The organism is Janthinobacterium algoris, from assembly GCF_051380935.1.
GTDB lineage: Bacteria > Pseudomonadota > Gammaproteobacteria > Burkholderiales > Burkholderiaceae_D > Janthinobacterium.
This window is the reverse complement of the sequence record NZ_JBNYXZ010000009.1, coordinates 236466-254132: the sequence shown is the minus strand read 5'-3', so window position 1 is coordinate 254132 and position 17667 is coordinate 236466. Positions and strand designations below refer to the sequence as shown.

At 60.4% G+C, this 17667-nt stretch carries 19 protein-coding genes; 10 read left to right on the top strand and 9 right to left on the bottom strand.

Annotated features, from left to right (window positions below; translation table 11 throughout):
* Positions 1-420 precede the first annotated feature (420 nt).
* The 8 genes from ACQ4W7_RS15810 (at position 421) to yacG (ending at position 6347) form a co-directional block, all read left to right on the top strand.
* The gene (locus ACQ4W7_RS15810) at positions 421-1155 is read left to right on the top strand and encodes a TetR/AcrR family transcriptional regulator (RefSeq protein ID WP_426074559.1); all 735 of its coding nucleotides are present in this window, start codon (positions 421-423) and stop codon (positions 1153-1155) included.
* A complete protein-coding gene (locus ACQ4W7_RS15805) occupies positions 1152-2495 on the top strand; it encodes an ABC1 kinase family protein (protein ID WP_436531613.1) in 1344 nt (447 codons plus the stop codon). Before ACQ4W7_RS15810 ends, ACQ4W7_RS15805 begins: the two co-directional genes overlap by 4 nt.
* 167 nt (positions 2496-2662) lie before the next feature.
* Entirely contained in the window at positions 2663-2902 is a 240-nt protein-coding gene (locus ACQ4W7_RS15800; protein ID WP_436531611.1) for a hypothetical protein, read from the top strand.
* A gap of 52 nt (positions 2903-2954) precedes the next feature.
* Positions 2955-3482 (top strand): DUF2867 domain-containing protein, encoded by a 528-nt coding sequence (locus tag ACQ4W7_RS15795; protein ID WP_436531609.1) that lies wholly within the window; start codon positions 2955-2957, stop codon positions 3480-3482.
* Positions 3483-3767: 285 nt separating this feature from the next.
* Positions 3768-4637, top strand: coding sequence for a prepilin peptidase (locus ACQ4W7_RS15790; protein ID WP_436531607.1), 870 nt, complete (start codon positions 3768-3770; stop codon positions 4635-4637).
* Positions 4638-4671: 34 nt separating this feature from the next.
* The gene (gene coaE, locus ACQ4W7_RS15785) at positions 4672-5319 is read left to right on the top strand and encodes a dephospho-CoA kinase (RefSeq protein ID WP_436531605.1); all 648 of its coding nucleotides are present in this window, start codon (positions 4672-4674) and stop codon (positions 5317-5319) included.
* A gap of 62 nt (positions 5320-5381) precedes the next feature.
* Positions 5382-6137 (top strand): cell division protein ZapD, encoded by a 756-nt coding sequence (gene zapD / locus ACQ4W7_RS15780; protein WP_034748811.1) that lies wholly within the window; start codon positions 5382-5384, stop codon positions 6135-6137.
* 18 nt (positions 6138-6155) lie between these two features.
* Positions 6156-6347, top strand: coding sequence for a DNA gyrase inhibitor YacG (gene yacG, locus ACQ4W7_RS15775; protein WP_034748814.1), 192 nt, complete (start codon positions 6156-6158; stop codon positions 6345-6347).
* A 3-nt stretch (positions 6348-6350) separates the two neighbouring features.
* Here the strand turns inward: yacG and ACQ4W7_RS15770 are convergent, their stop codons facing one another.
* The 5 genes from ACQ4W7_RS15770 to argJ form a co-directional block, all read right to left on the bottom strand.
* Entirely contained in the window at positions 6351-6767 is a 417-nt protein-coding gene (locus ACQ4W7_RS15770) for a PIN domain-containing protein (protein WP_426074554.1), read from the bottom strand.
* A gap of 6 nt (positions 6768-6773) precedes the next feature.
* Positions 6774-6983, bottom strand: coding sequence for a FitA-like ribbon-helix-helix domain-containing protein (locus ACQ4W7_RS15765; RefSeq protein ID WP_426074553.1), 210 nt, complete (start codon positions 6981-6983; stop codon positions 6774-6776).
* Positions 6984-7103: 120 nt separating this feature from the next.
* Positions 7104-7526, bottom strand: coding sequence for an NUDIX domain-containing protein (locus ACQ4W7_RS15760; protein ID WP_426074552.1), 423 nt, complete (start codon positions 7524-7526; stop codon positions 7104-7106).
* Positions 7523-8389, bottom strand: a complete 867-nt coding sequence (locus ACQ4W7_RS15755) for an ATP-binding protein (protein WP_436531602.1) — start codon at positions 8387-8389, stop codon at positions 7523-7525. Before ACQ4W7_RS15755 ends, ACQ4W7_RS15760 begins: the two co-directional genes overlap by 4 nt.
* Positions 8386-9624, bottom strand: coding sequence for a bifunctional glutamate N-acetyltransferase/amino-acid acetyltransferase ArgJ (gene argJ / locus ACQ4W7_RS15750; RefSeq protein ID WP_426074550.1), 1239 nt, complete (start codon positions 9622-9624; stop codon positions 8386-8388). The genes ACQ4W7_RS15755 and argJ overlap by 4 nt, the downstream gene beginning before the upstream one ends.
* Positions 9625-9967: 343 nt before the next feature.
* On the opposite strand from argJ, the gene ACQ4W7_RS15745 reads away from it, so the two are divergent.
* A complete protein-coding gene (locus tag ACQ4W7_RS15745) occupies positions 9968-11158 on the top strand; it encodes an alpha/beta hydrolase (RefSeq protein ID WP_436531600.1) in 1191 nt (396 codons plus the stop codon).
* Positions 11159-11235: 77 nt separating this feature from the next.
* Here the strand turns inward: ACQ4W7_RS15745 and secA are convergent, their stop codons facing one another.
* Positions 11236-14004 (bottom strand): preprotein translocase subunit SecA, encoded by a 2769-nt coding sequence (secA, locus tag ACQ4W7_RS15740; RefSeq protein ID WP_436531598.1) that lies wholly within the window; start codon positions 14002-14004, stop codon positions 11236-11238.
* A 279-nt stretch (positions 14005-14283) separates the two neighbouring features.
* Here secA and ACQ4W7_RS15735 point away from each other — a divergent pair, with 279 nt between their 5' ends.
* Entirely contained in the window at positions 14284-14793 is a 510-nt protein-coding gene (locus tag ACQ4W7_RS15735; RefSeq protein WP_436531596.1) for a DciA family protein, read from the top strand.
* A gap of 1 nt (position 14794) precedes the next feature.
* On the opposite strand, the gene lpxC is transcribed toward ACQ4W7_RS15735, so the two are convergent.
* From lpxC to ACQ4W7_RS15720, 3 genes are all read right to left on the bottom strand, one after another.
* A complete protein-coding gene (gene lpxC, locus ACQ4W7_RS15730; RefSeq protein ID WP_436531594.1) occupies positions 14795-15730 on the bottom strand; it encodes a UDP-3-O-acyl-N-acetylglucosamine deacetylase in 936 nt (311 codons plus the stop codon).
* A gap of 75 nt (positions 15731-15805) precedes the next feature.
* The gene (locus ACQ4W7_RS15725; RefSeq protein ID WP_426074584.1) at positions 15806-16648 is read right to left on the bottom strand and encodes a DMT family transporter; all 843 of its coding nucleotides are present in this window, start codon (positions 16646-16648) and stop codon (positions 15806-15808) included.
* A gap of 150 nt (positions 16649-16798) precedes the next feature.
* Entirely contained in the window at positions 16799-17572 is a 774-nt protein-coding gene (locus tag ACQ4W7_RS15720) for a helix-turn-helix transcriptional regulator (protein ID WP_436531592.1), read from the bottom strand.
* Positions 17573-17667 lie beyond the last annotated feature (95 nt).

The window sequence follows — 17667 nt, the reverse complement described above, 5'->3', positions numbered from 1 at the left end:
TCGTATATTCATATCACAATGTAGGGCATGAGGTAATCCTAGGGGGTGGGTATGGCAAATACAGTGGTCTGGTTCATGTACTTGTTGGGGATTGCACGCATCGTCGTTGGCGTCGTCAAGTTCAAGGGACCCGTGGCCGCAACTTTCCCGCAAGGCATTCCATGAATGGGTATTTTGTCGCTGCAGGGGCAACGATAAGCCTGGTCGCTATGATTCACTCCGTTTTGGGCGAAAAACGCATCTTCAATCGACTCCGGTGCGGCAAACTGGTACCAACCGCCGGGTCGGCCTTGGTATTTTTTGGTACCAGGGTCCGGCATCCAGGCTGGGTCTGCCTGCCCGCCGTCGCACTTCTTACATGGTTGGGCCAGACTTGATTGTTTTGCCCGCCGACATTCCACTCTTCTTCAAATTTCGATCATGCGTACTTCAAAAGCCCAACAAGCCAAAAACCATCGGCTGATCATTCAGACCGCAGTGGACCTGATGACCCAGCATGGGTTTGAAGGCACCACAATGAAGCAGATCGCGCGTGCCGCCGACGTGGGTGATGCCACCATCTACAAATACTTCCCTACCAAGGAGAAACTGGTAACCGCCTACTTTCAGCAAGCAATTGCAGACGCAGTGGCGCAGGCCGACAAGACGGAGGGACAGAACGAATTTTCGCTGCAGGAGCGCCTGCAACTGGTGGTCAACAGTCTGCTGGAAGGTTTGCTGGCCGACCGCGAATTTGTGGGTCTGGCGCGCGGCATGGTGGAGCGCGCTCCCACGCTGCTGTTGGGCGAGCAACTACCCGGCAAGCCTTTGCTCCGGCAAACCTTCGTCCAGATGCTAGAGCAGGCCGAGACGACAGGTGAAATCGTGCCTTGCGGCTTCAAGCCCAGCCTGGCCGGACTGTTGGCCGATTATGTGTACGGCGTCATTGCGTACTGGCTACGCGATACCTCCGACGAATTTTCCAACACCACGCAAATGGTCGATTTAAGCTTGGGCGTGCTGGTGTTAGCCTTGCGCAGCGGCCTGGTGGACAAGCTGCTGGAGCTGGGCGGTTTCATGGTGCGCAGCCAGCTGGCGCGCCTGATGCAAGACGGCAATGGCTTGCTGGATCTGCTGCAATTGGCCCGCCGCGGCTTGGGCGGGGTACGCTCATGACGCCCACGACCAAGACGAACAAAGTTTCGCAGTTGCCGCGTACCGGGCGTCTTTCGCGTGGCGCGATTGTCGGCATGGCAGTGGCGCGGGCCGGGCTGACCCACCTGGGCCATAAGGCCAAGTCGATGACGCGCGACGATGCGAAAACGGAACAGGCCCGCGTGGCACATGAGGCGGAACTCGGGCGCATCCTGTTTGCCGCGTTGAACCAGCTCAAGGGCACGGCACTCAAAGCCTCGCAGCTACTCAGCATGGAGCTAGGCTTTCTACCCGAGGGCATGCGCCAGGAACTGGCCCGCGCCCACTACCAGGTTACGCCGCTGAACCGCGCGTTGGTGATCCAAGTAATGCGCCAGGAGTTTGGCCAGAATCCGCAAGCCCTGTTCCAGCAATTCGATCCGATCGCCTTTGCCGCCGCCAGTCTGGGTCAGGTCCACGCCGCCATCATGACCGACGGTCTGGCAGTGGCCGTCAAGCTGCAATACCCCGGAATGGCGGACTCCATTGGCAGCGACATGCGTATGCTGCGCAGCCTGCTGCAAGCCTTGGGGGAACGCTCGGATATGATGCCCAAAGCCGATATCATCGCGCGCATGATGGATGACATCGAACAGAAACTGGCCGAGGAGCTGGACTATTTGCACGAGGCACAGACCATGCAATGGTTTGCGCAGCATCTCACGCTGCCTGGCCTGGTGATCCCCCAGCCGGTAATGGGCCGCACCACACGCCGCGTGCTGACCATGCAACGCCTGCCGGGACTGCATCTCAACGAATGGTTGCTGACCGAACCCGATCAAACCGCACGTGATCAGGCTGGTCAGTTGCTGTTTGACGCCTTCTTTCATTGCACCTTTGTGCTGCACCGCTTGCAAGCCGACCCGCATCCGGGCAACTATCTGTTCATGCCGGACGGCCGACTGGGCTTGTTGGACTTTGGCTGCACCCGCGCGCTGGACGCTGACTTTTGCCAATCGCTCAGCGCGCTATGGTCGGCACAGTTGCGCGACCCGGAGGACCACAGTGCCATGCAGCAGGCCTATCGGGACTTGGGTCTGATTGGGCCGAATCTGAATGAGCAGGACTTTTGCCAGCAACTGCTGCCGGCAATGGCCGAGCGGCATGCGTGGCAGAAGTTGCCGTTTACCGTGGCGGTGTATGACTTTGCGCAACACCCGCCATACCCACGTCCATCAGCCGAGCATCAGCGCCAGGCACTTAGGCACCTACAATCCTTGCCGGAGGAACTACCCTACGTAGACCGGGCCTATTTAGGTCTGATCCAGCTTCTCAGAACCCTTGGTGCACGTGTGCGCACCGCCAACCCGTGGATTCGTTAAATGAATACCACGTTTCTGCTTGCGGGATGCGCAGTCTTCATCATGCCTGGCAACAGCCACGCCGCGACTGCGCAATATCCGACCACCACAGTTCAATCACCCAGTGTTGCACTTGATCCTTGAAACCAGCAAGCCTATACACGCGCCTCCTCGTGTTCGCGGCCTTCATGACCTTTGCTGCCATTGGCCTTGCCAGCCCAATGATCGTTTTTTTCGGCGTAGCAGATCTTCTTGGAGGAATGTGCACCTACTTCGCACTGAAAGCAGACGCGCAGTCGGTAAGAATTGTTTGCCTTGTTTCACAGGACAAACCATCTGATATCGCTATGGAGCATGCCGACCCATGTGACCACGATGCAAGCACTCCGTCCGCCAGAGCACGTTTGCAAACTTTGAATGCGCGCTAATCAAAACAACCGCAGTCCGACCGTCACTCACTTTACAGAGAGAGTTTTATTCATGACAAACGAAGCAAATAAAGTCTTCTTCATTGCCGCACCGGCGGCAGCCATGTCGGCGTCAGGATTGACGCGCATTGATTTCTCCGACGGCTATTCCGGTCAGGGGGATCGAACCTACGTGGACGCCGAACAAGCGGGGCGCGCCGTGTTCGCTGAACCACATCGCATGCTCACCTGGCTCATTATTCTGCGCAACGGAATCGTCGCACCGTTGGGACTAAAGAAAAGTATTAGCTTTAGCGATCGCGGGCTGGGGAAGATTGGCATGTTTCCGATTATTTCAAGTACGGGCACTGAAGTCGTCGTCGGTGGTGACGACAAGCATCTGGATTTTCGGATCTGGATAAGCATTCAACCGAGTCTGAAGGGATCGGAAGTGACGGTTTCAACCTTGGTTAAAATAAACAATCTCTTTGGAAGAGTTTATTTGTTTATCATCATGCCGTTTCATAAGCTCCTGACACGCTCGCTGTTGGAACGCGCGCTCAACCGGCGCGACAAGGTGCACCGTAAGCCAGAAAGGTGACCTCATTGTTGCCGCTAACCGAATATTGACCATCTAAAGGCAGCGTGGAAGTTTCCAGCGCTCGGCTTGCGGGACAGCCTCCGCAAGCCTGCTGACAAACCCACACATCGGTGAGCGACTGGAAGAATTCGAACCACGCGAAAGCTACGGTCGCTATGCTGGCCCGCCGTCATTCCTCGACCAGCGCTCTGCGCAAAAGATCCCCATGTGCTGGCAGATGTTTTACACTGCGGCAGTGCCAGGCAATGTTGCGCGGCAACGATCTTCACCTCAGACAAATCCACCATGCTGCAAGATACCCTGCTATTCGCTGCGCCCGGCAACCTGCCCGTCGCCCTCGTCGCCGCCCTGTTCGGCCTGATCGTCGGCAGCTTCCTCAACGTGGTGATCCACCGCGTGCCGAAAATGATGCAGCGCGAGTCCGATAATTACGTGGCGGAAGAAAGCGGCTTGCCCTTGCCGCACGCGGACCGCTACAACCTGATGCTGCCGCACTCGCACTGCACCGCGTGCGGCCACCGCATCACCGTCATGGAAAATATTCCCGTCATCAGCTACCTGCTGCTGCGCGGCAAGTGCAGTGACTGCCAGGCTCCCATCTCCGTGCGCTATCCGCTCGTCGAGCTGCTGACGGGTGCGCTGTCGGCCCTCTTGATCTGGCACTTCGGCAGCGGCTGGACGGGTCTGGCCACGCTCGTGTTTGCCTGGCTGCTGATCGCCATGACCTTCATCGATGCCGACACGCAAATGCTGCCGGACGACCTGACCTTTCCCCTGCTGTGGGCGGGCTTGCTGGTCAACATCAATGGCACCTTCGTGCCGCTGCAGGACGCCGTCATCGGCGCGGCCGCCGGATATCTGGCCCTGTGGGCAGTGTACTGGGCCTTCAAGCTGGCGACAGGCAAGGAGGGAATGGGCTATGGTGACTTCAAATTGCTGGCGGCGCTCGGTGCGTGGCTGGGCTGGACCATGTTGCCGACGATCATATTATTGTCGTCGCTGGTCGGCGCCGTGGTCGGCATCGGCCTGATCGTCTTCGCCAAGCGGGGACGCGACAAACCGATTCCGTTCGGCCCTTACCTGGCGGCGGCGGGTCTGATCGCCATGCTGTACGGCACGCCCCTGTCGCAGCTCACGCTTGGCCTGGTCGGCTGACCGGCGCAGCACCGCGCACCTTATGGATAAACACATGCAACGACAAAACGCCCCTTATTTCAGCGTGGGTCTCACCGGCGGCATCGGTTGCGGCAAGAGCACCGTGGCCGACCTGTTCGCCGCGCGCGGCGCCGCCATCGTCGATACCGACCAGATCGCCCACAGCCTGACGGCGCAAAATGGCGCCGCCATGCCGGCCCTAGTGGCGGAATTTGGCCCGGACTACGCCGATGCGCACGGCGCCCTCGACCGCACAAAAATGCGCAAGCTCGTGTTTTCCGACGCCGCCGCCAAGGCCAGACTGGAAGCCATCCTGCATCCGCGCATCCGCCAGGCCACCCTGGCGGCCGCCGCCGAAGCGACGGGCAGCTATGTAATCTTTGCCGTGCCCCTGCTCGTCGAGTCCGGCGGATGGGTGGAGCGCGTCAACCGCGTGCTGGTCATCGATTGCCTGGAGAGCCTGCAAGTATCGCGCGTGATGGCACGCAATGGCTTATCGGAAGAACAAGTAAAAGCCATCATGGCCACGCAAGCCACGCGCGCCATGCGCCTGGCGGCGGCGGACGATGTGATCGACAATAATGGCGATTTGGCGGCCCTGGCGCCGCAGATTGCCCAGTTGCACGATTTATATCTGGCATTTTCAAAAAGAATGGCCGGAATCGGGCCGCAACGTTTGTAATTTGTCGACGCTTGGTTCAAAATCACGGGATTGTTTGCAGGTCCTTACTTAAGGGAATTATTTTGATTGTCTACGAATACCCTTTCAACGAACGCATACGTACCTTGTTGCGGCTGGAAGACCTGTACGACAAATTCAAGTTCTTCATCCAGCAAGAGCATGCAATGCAGCACCATGTTGCCTTAGCAACCATTTTCGACATGCTCGAAGTGGCCGGCCGTGCCGACCTGAAGTCCGACCTGCTGCAGGAACTCGAACGCCAGCGCCAAAGCCTGCTGGGCTACCGCAGCAATCCGAATGTGGAGCCGGAAACCCTGGACGCCATCCTCGGTGAACTCGACAGTGTCAGCGGCGCCCTGGTGGCGGCGCAAGGCAAGACGGGCCAGAATATCCGCGACAATGAATGGCTGATGAGCATCCGCGGCCGCACCATCATCCCGGGCGGCGCCTGCGAATTCGACTTGCCGTCCTACTTTGCCTGGCAAAAACGCAGTTCCGAGCAGCGTCTGACCGATATCCACGCCTGGTTTGCCCCGCTGGCGCCCCTGTTCGATGCGCTGGCCCTGGTATTGCGCCTGCTGCGCGATTCCGGCGGCCCCGTCAAACTGATCGCCAATGGCGGCAGCTACCAGCAAATGCTGCAAGGCAAGGTGTACCAGATGCTGCGCCTGAGCCTGGATGAAAACAGCGGCGCCATCCCGGAAATTTCCGCCAACAAATATATGCTGTGGGTACGTTTCACTACCCAGGGTGGCGACTTGAAACCCAAGCCGCTGGAAGAAGATGTTCCGTTCGAGCTCACGCTCTGTAATTTTTAACTGTTACTTATTTGCCCCATCATGACCGTCGTTAACTGCCCTACCTGTGCCGCCAAAGTCGAATGGACTGAAGCCAACAAATTCCGCCCCTTCTGTTCGGAACGCTGCAAACAGATCGACCTGGGTGCCTGGGCCGAGGAAAAATACACGATCCCCGCCGCCGATCCGTTCGAAGATCCGCTGGCTGACGAAGATAACAAACCCCAGTAATACTCAGCGAAACGGATTTTCCAGGCGCAGCCCCTGCGTCACGAAACCGTCGAGCCTGCCGCTGACCACCGTCAAGCCATAGGCGATCCCCATCGCAGCGATCTGTCCATCCACACCTTGCACGTGGCCGCGAGCATGCAGGCGCGCGCACACGAGCGCGCAATCGAGGTCGAATTCCAGCAGCCGCGGCGCATACTCTGCCAACACAGCTTCCAGCCAGCCTTCCAGCGCCAGTGCTTCTAGCGCCGCTTCGCGCCGCCAACTGCGCTGTATGCCTGCGCGCAATTGCGCGATCACCTGCACCGGCACATAGCGCGTCTCAGGCGATACCCGTTCGAAAAAATCGGCCACGCCTGCCGGCGCAGCGCCACCTTTGCGCGCTGCAACGATCACATCCGTATCGACCAGGTAGGCGGCCATGGCGGGTCAGGAGCGGCGCTCGAAATCCGTATCGGGTCCCACGTCGGGCATGCTGCGCAAAATATCGTCGAGCGGGCGCTTCGGCAACGGCCGCAAGGCGCTGCGCAAGATGTCGCGGTGCTCATCTTCGACGCTGCGCCCATGCGCGCGGGCACGCTTGTGCAGCGCAGCGATCAACAATTCATCGGTATCGGTAAAGGTCAATGTCAGTGGCATGCGAAACTCCCCGGTGCTGGATGCAAGCACTGTAGCGCAAAGCGCGCACGATACAAGGACAGCAAGAGTAAAGCTTGCGCCAGCGCGCAGCATGGTGCTGCCCGCCGGCACGAGTGAAGATCAGGCAGACGCCAGGGATTCCCGGCGCACCTCATCGAGCCATTCCAGCAGGGGAATGGTGGCAGGCAGCAAGGGTTCCACGCCGACCGTGCCTTGCCAGGCGAACGCCTGCCCTTCCAGGCTTTGCGGCTCGCCCCGCCATTCGCGGCTGATATAGAAATGCAGGCGCACATGGGCGTGCGGATACACATATTCCACGCCGCACCAGGCCTCGGCACTGTCGATATACAAGCCCAGCTCCTCGACAAACTCGCGCTTCAAGGCATCGAGGATGGCCTCGCCCGGTTCGACTTTGCCGCCAGGAAATTCCCAATAGCCGTCATACGGCTTGCCGGCCGGGCGCTGGCCCAGCAGCACGTCGCCATTCGGCTTCATCAGGATGCCGACGGCGACGTCCACCGGTGTGACTTTCACTTCGCTCATTGCGGCAACTTCCCCGCGTAGTCGCGCGCAAATTGCCAGGCCACCCGGCCCGAACGCGAACCGCGCTGCAAGGCCCAGCGCAGGGCGTCGCCGCGCGCTGCGGCAATTTGCTCCGGCGTGCAGCCGAAGGAAGCGAGCCAGTGGGCAGCGATATCGAGGTAATCATCCTGCTTGAACGGATAGAACGACAGCCACAGGCCGAAGCGCTCGGACAGCGAGATTTTCTCTTCCACCGTCTCACCCGGATGCAAATCGCCATCGTCGTCCGTCTTGTAGCTGGTATTGTCGGACATGCGCTCCGGCATCAAGTGACGGCGGTTCGACGTGGCATAGATCAGCACATTCTCCGATTGCGCGGCGATGCTGCCATCGAGCGCCACTTTCAGCGCCTTGTAGCCACTCTCGCCCTCTTCGAACGACAGGTCGTCGCAAAAGATGATGAAGCGCTCGGGACGCGCCGCCACCAGGTCAACGATGTCGGGCAAGTCGGCCAGGTCGGCCTTGTCGACTTCGATCAGGCGCAAGCCCTGGTCGGAAAACTGGTTCAGGCAAGCCTTGATCAGCGACGACTTGCCCGTGCCGCGCGCGCCCGTCAACAGCACGTTATTGGCAGGACGGCTGGCGACAAACTGGCGCGTGTTCTGTTCGATCTGCGCTTTTTGCGTGCCGATATTGTGCAAGTCGTCAAACGCGATGTTCGACACGTGCGCCACCGCCTGCAGATGGCTGGCCGCGCCCTGGCGCGGGCGCCAGCGGAAGGCAAAACTGTTCCAGTCCGGCGCGGGCGTCGGCTGCGGTAGGATCGCTTCCACGCGTGCCAACACGGCTTCGGCGCGCAGCAGGAATTGATCGAGGCCGGTCATGAGCGGTAGTCGGCGTTGATCGACACGTAGTCATGCGACAGGTCGCACGTCCACAGGGTGGCCGTGGCATCGCCGCGCGCCAGTTTCACGCGGATGGTGATTTCGCTTTGCTGCATCACGCGCTGGCCATCCTGTTCCTGGTAGTCGGGATTGCGGCCGCCATTCTTGGCCACCCACACGTCGTCCAGGTACAGGTTCAACTGGCCCACGTCCAGGTCGTCCACGCCCGCATAGCCGATGGCGGCCAGGATGCGGCCCAGGTTAGGGTCGGAGGCGAAGAAGGCCGTTTTCACCAGTGGCGAATGGGCGATGGAGTAGGCGATCTTGCGGCACTCTTCCACGTTGCGGCCGTCTTCCACGGTGACGGTCATGAACTTGGTCGCGCCTTCGCCGTCGCGCACGATAGCTTGCGCCAGGAAAGTCGACAGTTCGGTGACGGCAGCGGCCAGTTCCGCATAGTGCGGCGAATCGATGGAATCGATGACCAGGCTGCCAGCGCCCGTGGCCACCAGCATGAACGAGTCATTGGTGGAGGTGTCGCCGTCGATGGTGATGCAGTTGAACGATTTGTCGGCCGCCTGCTTCACCAGTTGGTCCAGCACGGGCTGGGCCACGGTGGCGTCAAAGGCGAGAAAGCCCAGCATGGTGGCCATGTTCGGCTTGATCATGCCAGCGCCCTTGCTGATGCCCGTCAGGGTAACCGTGTGGCCACCGATGGTGAGCGTGCGCGAGCCGGCTTTCGGCTGCGTATCGGTGGTCATGATGGCTTCGGCGGCCGAGAACCAGTTGTCCGATGTCAAAGCCGACACGGCTTGCGGCAAGCCCGCCACCAGGCGCTGCACAGGCAGCGGTTCGAGGATCACGCCGGTGGAAAACGGCAGGATTTGCTGCGGCGTGCAGCCCAGCAGCTCTGCCAGCGCGGCGCAGCTGGCCTGCGCGGCGGCCAGGCCCGATTCGCCCGTGCCCGCATTCGCGTTGCCTGTATTGACCAGCAGCGCGCGGATAGGCGCGGCGCCGGCCGTCACGGCGGCCAGGTTGGCTTTCGAGATTTGCACGGGCGCGGCGCAGAAGCGGTTCAGAGTGAACACGCCGGCCACAGTGGCCGTCGGCGCCAGTTTCAATACCAGCAAATCCTTGCGGTTGGGTTTCTTGATGCCGGCTTCGGCAACACCGATTTCAATGCCGGCGACGACTTTCAAGTCGGCGGCGACGGGCTTGGGAGAATTGACGGCCATAGGAGTTCTTCTGCGAGGGAAAATGGAAGCGCTATTGTAGCGCCTTCGCGGCGCCGTTGAACATGCGGCAAGTGAATAGTCGCGACGGCCCCGGCTGCGCCGAAGCGGGTCGGCAGCATGGCCAGGCTTGCGATTTATCAGAACCATGCCACTTGGCGGCGCTAAGGTATGAGAATGGACGATGGTGAGTCTTGCCATCGCACCGCCCACGGAGGATGTCATGGCGCATGGTCAGTCAAACCAAAAACAGCACAGCGATACGGGTCTGTCATGCCTGTTGCGTCTGTTATGCCTGCTGGCCTGGTTGACGGCCTGTACGGTGCAGGATGGAGCGGCGCACCGTATGGACGGTGACTCTGCCGGACTGGCATCCGAAGCGCCGCCTGCCGGGGTAGCACGGCCATCGCCGACCAGTCCGTGGAGCAGTGCATGGTCGGGCATGGGTGGCTTGCTCGGCAATCTGGGCGGCAGCACCGGCAGCGGCGGCAGCACCGGCAGCACCGGCAGCGCCGGGACGCTGACCTCCGGCAACGAGACTCCGCCAGCCGGCGCCATGCACGTCACGGTGTATTACGCCACCGACAGGCAATACCAGGCCAGCAGCCACAATTATGGCTGGCAACCCAACCGCGCGGCGCCCTACCTGAGCTATGGCAGCGTCGTGGTGAGCATCCCTGAAAAAAGAGCGCCGGGCGAACTGCCGTTGCCACCCTGGTACGCCATCCTTTCCAGCGACAATGCGCAAAAATATGTGCTGATCAAGGGCGCCACGCGCCTGTCGCGCGAGGATTTTCTCGCCACCGCCAAGGCCAGGATACAGGCCGCCCCGGAACGGCGCGCCGCCTTCATCTACATCCATGGTTACAGTAACTCCTTTGACGACGCCGCCCGGCGCACGGCGCAGATGGCGGTCGACCTCGATATCGGCGCCCTGCCCGTGTTCTACAGTTGGCCATCGAAAGGCACCTTGGCCGGCTATGAATTCGACCAGAATTCGGCCGAATGGACACAGGCGCACCTGCAGGTCTTCCTGGCTGACTTCGCGGCGCACTCCTCCGCCACCGATATCTACCTCATCGCCCACAGCATGGGCAACCGCCCGATGACCGTGGCCCTGGCCAACCTGCTGGAAAAACGCCCCGAACTGCTGCCCCTGTTCAAGCAGGTTGTGCTGGCGGCGCCGGACATCAATGCCGATGTCTTCCGCGCTCAGATCGCGCCCCGTTTTGCCAACCTCAAGCTCCCCACCACCCTGTACGCTTCCGCGAACGACAAGGCCATCCGCGCTTCCTACAATTTTGCCGACTGGGACAGGATAGGCGACATCCGCGGCCCCGTCGTCAGCATTCCCGGCATGGAATTCGTCGATGCCTCGGCCGTCATCATGAACTTCATGGGACACGATTACTTCGCCAGCAACCGCGTCTTGCTGACCGATATCGCCACCATGATCAAGACGGGGCAACGGGCAAGGAACCGTGGCGGATTGAAAGGCATTCCATCGCAGGCGCCGCAATACTGGGCCTTTCCATGAACACGCAGCTCATGCCATTGCGAACAAAAAAAACGGAGACCGCGGTCTCCGTTCTTGTTCAGGCTGCGAAGCCGGCTTTAGGCCAGCTTGCCGTGGCAAGCCTTGTACTTCTTGCCGCTGCCGCAAGGGCATGGGTCATTGCGGCCCACTTTGACACCCATGCTCACGCTCATGTCGTCGACGTTGTCCATGTTGCCGCCTGCCGTAGGCGCCAGCAGTTCTTCCGGCGCCGCGTTCGGATCGAACTCGGCATGCTGGTAGTGCACGTTTTCCACGTGCGACTGCTGCATCGCCTGCTCGGCCGCATCGACTTCTTCGCGCGACTGGATACGCACCGTCATCACGTGTTTCGTGACGTCGTTCTTGATCATGTCGAGCATCTGGCCAAACAGTTCAAACGCTTCACGCTTGTATTCCTGTTTCGGGTTCTTCTGCGCATAACCACGCAAATGAATACCCTGGCGCAGGTGATCCAGCGCCGCCAGGTGTTCGCGCCAGTGGCTGTCCACGCTTTGCAGCATGACATTGCGTTCGAAGCCGCCAAACGATTCCTTGCCGACGATATCGATCTTCGACTGGTACACGGCATCGGCCGCGACCAGCACTTTTTCCAGGATCTCTTCGTCCGTCAGGGTCGAATCGGCTTCCAGCATGGCCTGCAACGGCAAGTCGAGCTGCCATTCGCTGGACAGGGTGTTTTCCAGGCCCTTGATATCCCACTGCTCTTCCACCGATTCGTGCGGCACGTACTCGTGCACCAGGTCGGTGAATACGCCATGGCGCAACGAGCCGATCATGTCCGAAATGTCGGTCGTTTCCAGCAACTCGTTACGCTGCTGGTAAATCACCTTGCGCTGGTCGTTGGCAACGTCATCGTATTCCAGCAATTGCTTGCGGATGTCGAAGTTGCGTGCTTCGACCTTGCGCTGGGCCGATTCGATCGAACGCGAGACGATGCCTGCCTCGATCGGTTCGCCTTCCGGCATTTTCAGGCGGTCCATCACGGCGCGCACGCGGTCACCGGCGAAGATGCGCAGCAGCGCATCGTCGAGCGACAGGTAGAAACGCGACGAACCCGGATCGCCCTGGCGGCCGGCACGGCCACGCAGCTGATTGTCGACGCGGCGCGATTCGTGGCGTTCGGTGCCGATGATATGCAAGCCGCCCGCATTAACCACGTGGTCGTGCAGCGATTGCCATTCATCGCGCAAGGTCTGCGACTGGGCGGCCTTGTCGGCATCGCTCAGCTCTGGATTGGCTTCGATGAACTTGATCTGGTTCTCGACGTTGCCGCCCAACACGATGTCCGTGCCGCGACCGGCCATGTTGGTGGCGATGGTGATGGCTTTCGGGCGGCCTGCCTGGGCGATGATTTCCGCTTCGCGGGCATGCTGCTTCGCGTTCAGTACGTTGTGCGGCAAATCGGCCTTGGTCAGGATGCCCGACAGCAATTCCGAGTTTTCGATCGAGGTCGTGCCCACCAGCACGGGCTGGCCGCGCTCGTAGCAATCGCGGATGTCGTTCAACATCGCGTTGTATTTTTCCGCCGACGATTTGTAGACCTGATCCTGACGGTCCTTGCGCTGCAACGGACGGTTTTGCGGGATCACAACCGTTTCCAGGCCGTAGATTTCCTGGAATTCGTACGCTTCGGTATCGGCCGTACCGGTCATGCCGGCCAGCTTGGCGTACATGCGGAAGTAGTTCTGGAAGGTGATCGAGGCCAGGGTCTGGTTCTCGTTCTGGATCTTGACGCCTTCTTTCGCTTCGACGGCCTGGTGCAAGCCATCGGACCAGCGGCGGCCCGTCATCAGACGGCCGGTAAACTCATCGACGATGACGACTTCACTGTTCTGCACCACGTAGTGCTGATCCTTGAAGTACAGCGCATGCGCGCGCAAGGCCGCATACAGGTGGTGCACGAGGGTGATGTTGGCCGAATCGTACAGCGAGGCGCCTTCCGGCAGCAGGCCCATTTCCATCAGGATGCGCTCGGCCTTTTCGTGGCCCGCTTCCGTCAGCAGCACCTGGTGCGCCTTTTCATCCTTGGTGTAGTCGCCCGGCACGTCAACCTTGCCCTTGCCATCGGGCGTTTCTTCGCCGATCTGCAAAGTCAACAGCGCAGGGACTTCATTGATCTTGTAATACAGGTCCGTATGGTTCTCGGCCTGGCCCGAAATGATCAAAGGCGTACGCGCTTCATCGATCAGGATCGAGTCGACTTCATCGACGATGCCGAAGTTCAGGCTGCGCTGCACGCGCTCGCGTGCTTCGTAGACCATGTTGTCGCGCAAGAAGTCGAAACCGAATTCGTTGTTCGTGCCATACGTGATGTCGGAGTTGTACGCCTGCTGCTTGGCGCTGTGCTCCATCTGCGACATGTTCACGCCCGTCGACAGGCCCAGCCAGGCATACAGGCGACCCATGGTCTCGGCATCGCGCTGCGCCAGGTAATCATTGACGGTGACGATATGCACGCCCTTGCCCGACAAGGCATTCAGGTAGGCTGGCAAGGTGGCCATCAGGGTCTTGCCCTCGCCCGTGCCCATCTCCGCAATCTTGCCAAAATGCAAGACCATGCCGCCGATCATCTGCACATCGAAGTGGCGCATGCGCAGGACACGCTTGCTGGCCTCGCGGCAGACGGCAAATGCTTCCGGCAACAAGGCATCGAGCGATTCGCCAGCGGCGATGCGTTCCTTGAAGGCAGGCGTCTTCGCTTGCAGCTCGGTATCCGACAGCTTTTCGATGGCCGGCTCGAGCGCATTGATCTCGCGTACCGTTTTTTGGTATTGCTTGAGCAGCCGCTGGTTGCGGCTACCGAAAATCTGGGTCAGTAATGACATGCTTGAATTCTTGAAAAAACGCCGTTAAAAAAAGCTCGGTAGGTGACGACGAGGTAACAATCGCGTGACCGCACGGAGTTCGACTATGGCAAAAGACGATGATTTTATCATGCGTTCCCGCTGAGGTTGGGCTAATGCACCATATAACAATAGCTTAATGACAAACAAATAGCAGAAATTGCGGACATTTTCCATACTGTAAGGCAATACGACCGGCCAGCTTGCGCCGTACCCGCCGCCGCACTCGTCATGCGCGGGCGAGTGTGCTATGTTTCGGCCATGCGAACTCCCACTTATTCTCCGGCACCGCGCCGCGGCTACGGCTTTGCCCGTTCAAGCCCGGCCGTCACGGGCGCAACCGATTTTCTGCGTGGCAATGCGACGATGGCGTCCCTGATGCCCACCGTCACACGCCTGGCCGCCCTGCAAAAAGACTGTGCCAAGACCTTGCCGGCGATGTTCGAGCATTGCGACATCCTGCAATTCGAGGGCGGCCAACTGGTACTGGCCACGCCGAATGCGGCGCTGGCGGCCAAGCTCAAGCAACAATTGCCGAAACTGCAAGGGGAACTGGAAAGGAAGGGCTGGCAGATTTCAGGCATCAAGCTGAAAGTGCAAGTCATTAAGAGCATCGCGCCCATCGTGCATACGCGGGCGCTGGTCTTGCCGGAAAAAGCCATGACGGCCCTGGAAGAGCTGAGCACGGCCCTGCCGGCGTCGAAGCAGAACGAACAACTGATCGCGGCGCTGCGCAACATGGTGCGCCACCACCGCGAACCTAAAGATTAACTCAGGTCAGCGACCACTCACGCTCCATTTGACGCAGGTAAGACTGCGGCGCCGCCTCGTTCGTGGCGAACGAGACGATTTCATACGCGTCCGGCTGTTCCAGCAGCGCCAGCAGCAACTGGTTGTTCAGCGCATGACCCGACTTGTGCGCCGTGTAATACGCGAGCAAGGGGTGGCCCACCAGGTACAGGTCGCCGATGGCGTCGAGTATCTTGTGGCGCACGAACTCGTCTTCATAGCGCAAGCCATCGGCATTGAGGATGCGGTACTCGTCCATGACGATGGCGTTTTCCAGCGAACCGCCACGCGCCAAGCCCATGCCGCGCAAGCTTTCCACGTCCTGCATGAAACCAAAGGTGCGCGCGCGCGCCACGTCGTGCACATACGACACGTCGCCAAAGTCGACGGAGGCGCGCTGCATCGTGCCATCGACGGCGGGGTGATTGAACTCGATGAAGAAATCGAGCTTGAAGCCGTCGTACGGCGACAGCCGCGCCCATTTCTCCGCATCACCCTTGCCGTGACGCACTTCCACCGGCTTGATGACCTTGATGAATTTCTTCGCCGCCTGCTGCTCTTCCACGCCAGCCTGCTGCAGCAGATAGACGAAGGACGAGGCGGAACCGTCCATGATGGGAATTTCTTCCGCATTCACGTCGATAACCATATTGTCGATGCCCAGGCCAGCCGCCGCCGACATCAGGTGTTCCACGGTGGACACCCTGGCGCCGTCCTTGATCAGCACGGACGCCATGCGCGTATCGCCCACGGCCATGGCGCTGGCGGGAAACTCGACGATGGGATCGAGGTCGATGCGGCGAAACACGATGCCCGTGTCGATCGCGGCAGGACGTAAGGTCAGTTCCACCTTGGTGCCAGAGTGCAAACCGACACCGATGGTGCGGACCAGTTGTTTGATAGTGCGTTGTTTTAACATCTGTCGATTATATCCAGTTGCGGGATTTTCGTTGCGACGCGGCATGGGTCACGCCAGAAAAACCACATCCGGCCATCATGGATGTTCGCTTTCCGCATGCACGGCTTCGCGCCGCACCAGGTAAATGCCGCTGCCGATGATAATGGCCGCGCCGATCAAGGTGTACTCGTCGGGCAAGGCGCGCCACAGCATCCAGTCCAGGGCCATGCCCCAGGCCAGGGCCGAGTATTCGAACGGCGCCACGCTGGACGCCTTGCCAAAGCGAAAGGCCTCCGTGATGGCCAGCTGGCCCAGGAAACCACTGACAGACAAGCCTGCCAATAGCCACCAGTCTTCGCGGCGTATGCTCACCCACTCGTGCGCCGACAGCGCTACGCCACCGATGGCCATCATCACCATCAGCCAGAAGACCATGCTTTCGCTGGCGTCCGTGCGGCTCAGGATGCGGCCCGTGACGGCGGAAATGGCGTAGCAGGCGGCAGAACCCAGCACGGCCAGGCCGGCCAGCGAGAAAAATCCCGAGCCATCCGGACGCAGTGCCACCAGCACCCCCAGAAGACCCACGGCGATGGCGCACCAACGCGCCAAGTCGACTTTTTCTTTCAGGATAAACACCGACAGGACCGTGATCAGCAAGGGCGCGATGAAGAACAGCGCATATGTCTCGGCCAGCGACATGCGCTTCAAGCCGTAAGCAAACAGGGTAATCATCAGCACGCCCAGCGCGCCGCGCAGCAAGTGCAGCGGCCAACGCACCTTCAGCACATTCTTGAAGGCGCCGCGGTACAGCAGGTACAAGCACACGAGCGGCAGGGATGACAGGGCACGCAAGGCCGTCACCTGCATGGGGGGGTAATGGGCGGACAGCAGCTTCATGGCCGTGTCCATCAGGGAAAACATGGCGACGGCGATCAGCATCACATAGATGCTGCGCAGGTTTTCATTGCGGGGTATCAGGACAGACTCCTGGCGAAAGAGCGGGACCGTCATCATGGCGACGGCCGGAGCCAGGACAGCATGGCAAGGCCAAACGGTCGGCCAGATTATAGCGAGCCCGGCCGTTTCACCTTATGACGCAGGCAATAGCATCACCAGTTTCAATTCATGCTGGCGCGCCAGGTGCGAGGTCACCTGGTGATAGCCAAGCAGGCCCTGTTGTGGATGTTGGAACTGGCGCAAGCCGCCATCGCGGCCCTGCACCTGCTGCGCACCCCACCACTGGCGAAATTCAAGACTGGCGTTGGCCAGTTCGGCGATCAGGCCGGCCAGCGGTGCCTGATCCGCTTGCCGGCCGATATCGGCGCGGAACTCCGCCACCAGGCGCTGCGCCCGCTCGGGCCAGCCGACGACCAGCTCGCGCGCACCCGCATCCAGGAACATGAAGCGCAGCTGATTCGGCGCGGCCGCTTCGCCATGCAGCCAACCCTTGAACAGCATGGATGCCGCCCCATTCCACGCCACGGCATTCCATTCCCGGTCCAGGATATACGCGGGCGCGTCGATGGCGGCGACGATGGCAGCCAGCTCGGCCGCCGCAGGCCCCCCGCCCTCGCCTGTGCCGTGGCTGGGGTCATGCTTGTCGGCCACCTCGAACAGATAGGCACGCTCGGCCGTGCTCAGCTGCAGCACCTGCGCCAGGCGTGCCAGCATCTTGGCCGACGCAGATACGGGCCGCCCCTGCTCCAGCCACGTCAGCCAGGTGGGACTGACCTCGCATAGTTGCGCCAGCTCTTCGCGCCGCAAACCGGGCGTGCGCCGGCGACCGCCACCGGGTAAACCGGCCATGGCGGGCGTGACGGCTTCGCGCCGGGCACGGATAAATTCAGCGAGTTTACTCGACATGATGTGGATGCATGGTAGTAGATATACCAGTATAAGTTATGGTCTTGTTACAGGATAATTTTATCCCTATTCTGCAGGAACTCACCCATCAACAG

Excerpts from the sequence above, each read along its gene's own strand:
- ACQ4W7_RS15810 (WP_426074559.1), top strand. The coding sequence starts at position 421 with ATGCGTACTTCAAAAGCCCAACAAGCCAAAAACCATCGGCTGATCATT.
- ACQ4W7_RS15800 (WP_436531611.1), top strand. The coding sequence starts at position 2,663 with ATGACCTTTGCTGCCATTGGCCTTGCCAGCCCAATGATCGTTTTTTTC.
- argJ (WP_426074550.1), bottom strand. The coding sequence starts at position 9,624 with ATGGCCGTCAATTCTCCCAAGCCCGTCGCCGCCGACTTGAAAGTCGTC.
- ACQ4W7_RS15765 (WP_426074553.1), bottom strand. The coding sequence starts at position 6,983 with ATGCCACTGACATTGACCTTTACCGATACCGATGAATTGTTGATCGCT.
- ACQ4W7_RS15720 (WP_436531592.1), bottom strand. The coding sequence starts at position 17,572 with ATGTCGAGTAAACTCGCTGAATTTATCCGTGCCCGGCGCGAAGCCGTC.
- ACQ4W7_RS15760 (WP_426074552.1), bottom strand. The coding sequence starts at position 7,526 with ATGAGCGAAGTGAAAGTCACACCGGTGGACGTCGCCGTCGGCATCCTG.
- ACQ4W7_RS15755 (WP_436531602.1), bottom strand. The coding sequence starts at position 8,389 with ATGACCGGCCTCGATCAATTCCTGCTGCGCGCCGAAGCCGTGTTGGCA.
- secA (WP_436531598.1), bottom strand. The coding sequence starts at position 14,004 with ATGTCATTACTGACCCAGATTTTCGGTAGCCGCAACCAGCGGCTGCTC.
- ACQ4W7_RS15735 (WP_436531596.1), top strand. The coding sequence starts at position 14,284 with ATGCGAACTCCCACTTATTCTCCGGCACCGCGCCGCGGCTACGGCTTT.
- coaE (WP_436531605.1), top strand. The coding sequence starts at position 4,672 with ATGCAACGACAAAACGCCCCTTATTTCAGCGTGGGTCTCACCGGCGGC.
- ACQ4W7_RS15795 (WP_436531609.1), top strand. The coding sequence starts at position 2,955 with ATGACAAACGAAGCAAATAAAGTCTTCTTCATTGCCGCACCGGCGGCA.
- ACQ4W7_RS15725 (WP_426074584.1), bottom strand. The coding sequence starts at position 16,648 with ATGCTGATCGCCGTCGCCATGTTTTCCCTGATGGACACGGCCATGAAG.
- ACQ4W7_RS15790 (WP_436531607.1), top strand. The coding sequence starts at position 3,768 with ATGCTGCAAGATACCCTGCTATTCGCTGCGCCCGGCAACCTGCCCGTC.
- ACQ4W7_RS15745 (WP_436531600.1), top strand. The coding sequence starts at position 9,968 with ATGGACGGTGACTCTGCCGGACTGGCATCCGAAGCGCCGCCTGCCGGG.
- ACQ4W7_RS15770 (WP_426074554.1), bottom strand. The coding sequence starts at position 6,767 with ATGGCCGCCTACCTGGTCGATACGGATGTGATCGTTGCAGCGCGCAAA.
- ACQ4W7_RS15805 (WP_436531613.1), top strand. The coding sequence starts at position 1,152 with ATGACGCCCACGACCAAGACGAACAAAGTTTCGCAGTTGCCGCGTACC.
- lpxC (WP_436531594.1), bottom strand. The coding sequence starts at position 15,730 with ATGTTAAAACAACGCACTATCAAACAACTGGTCCGCACCATCGGTGTC.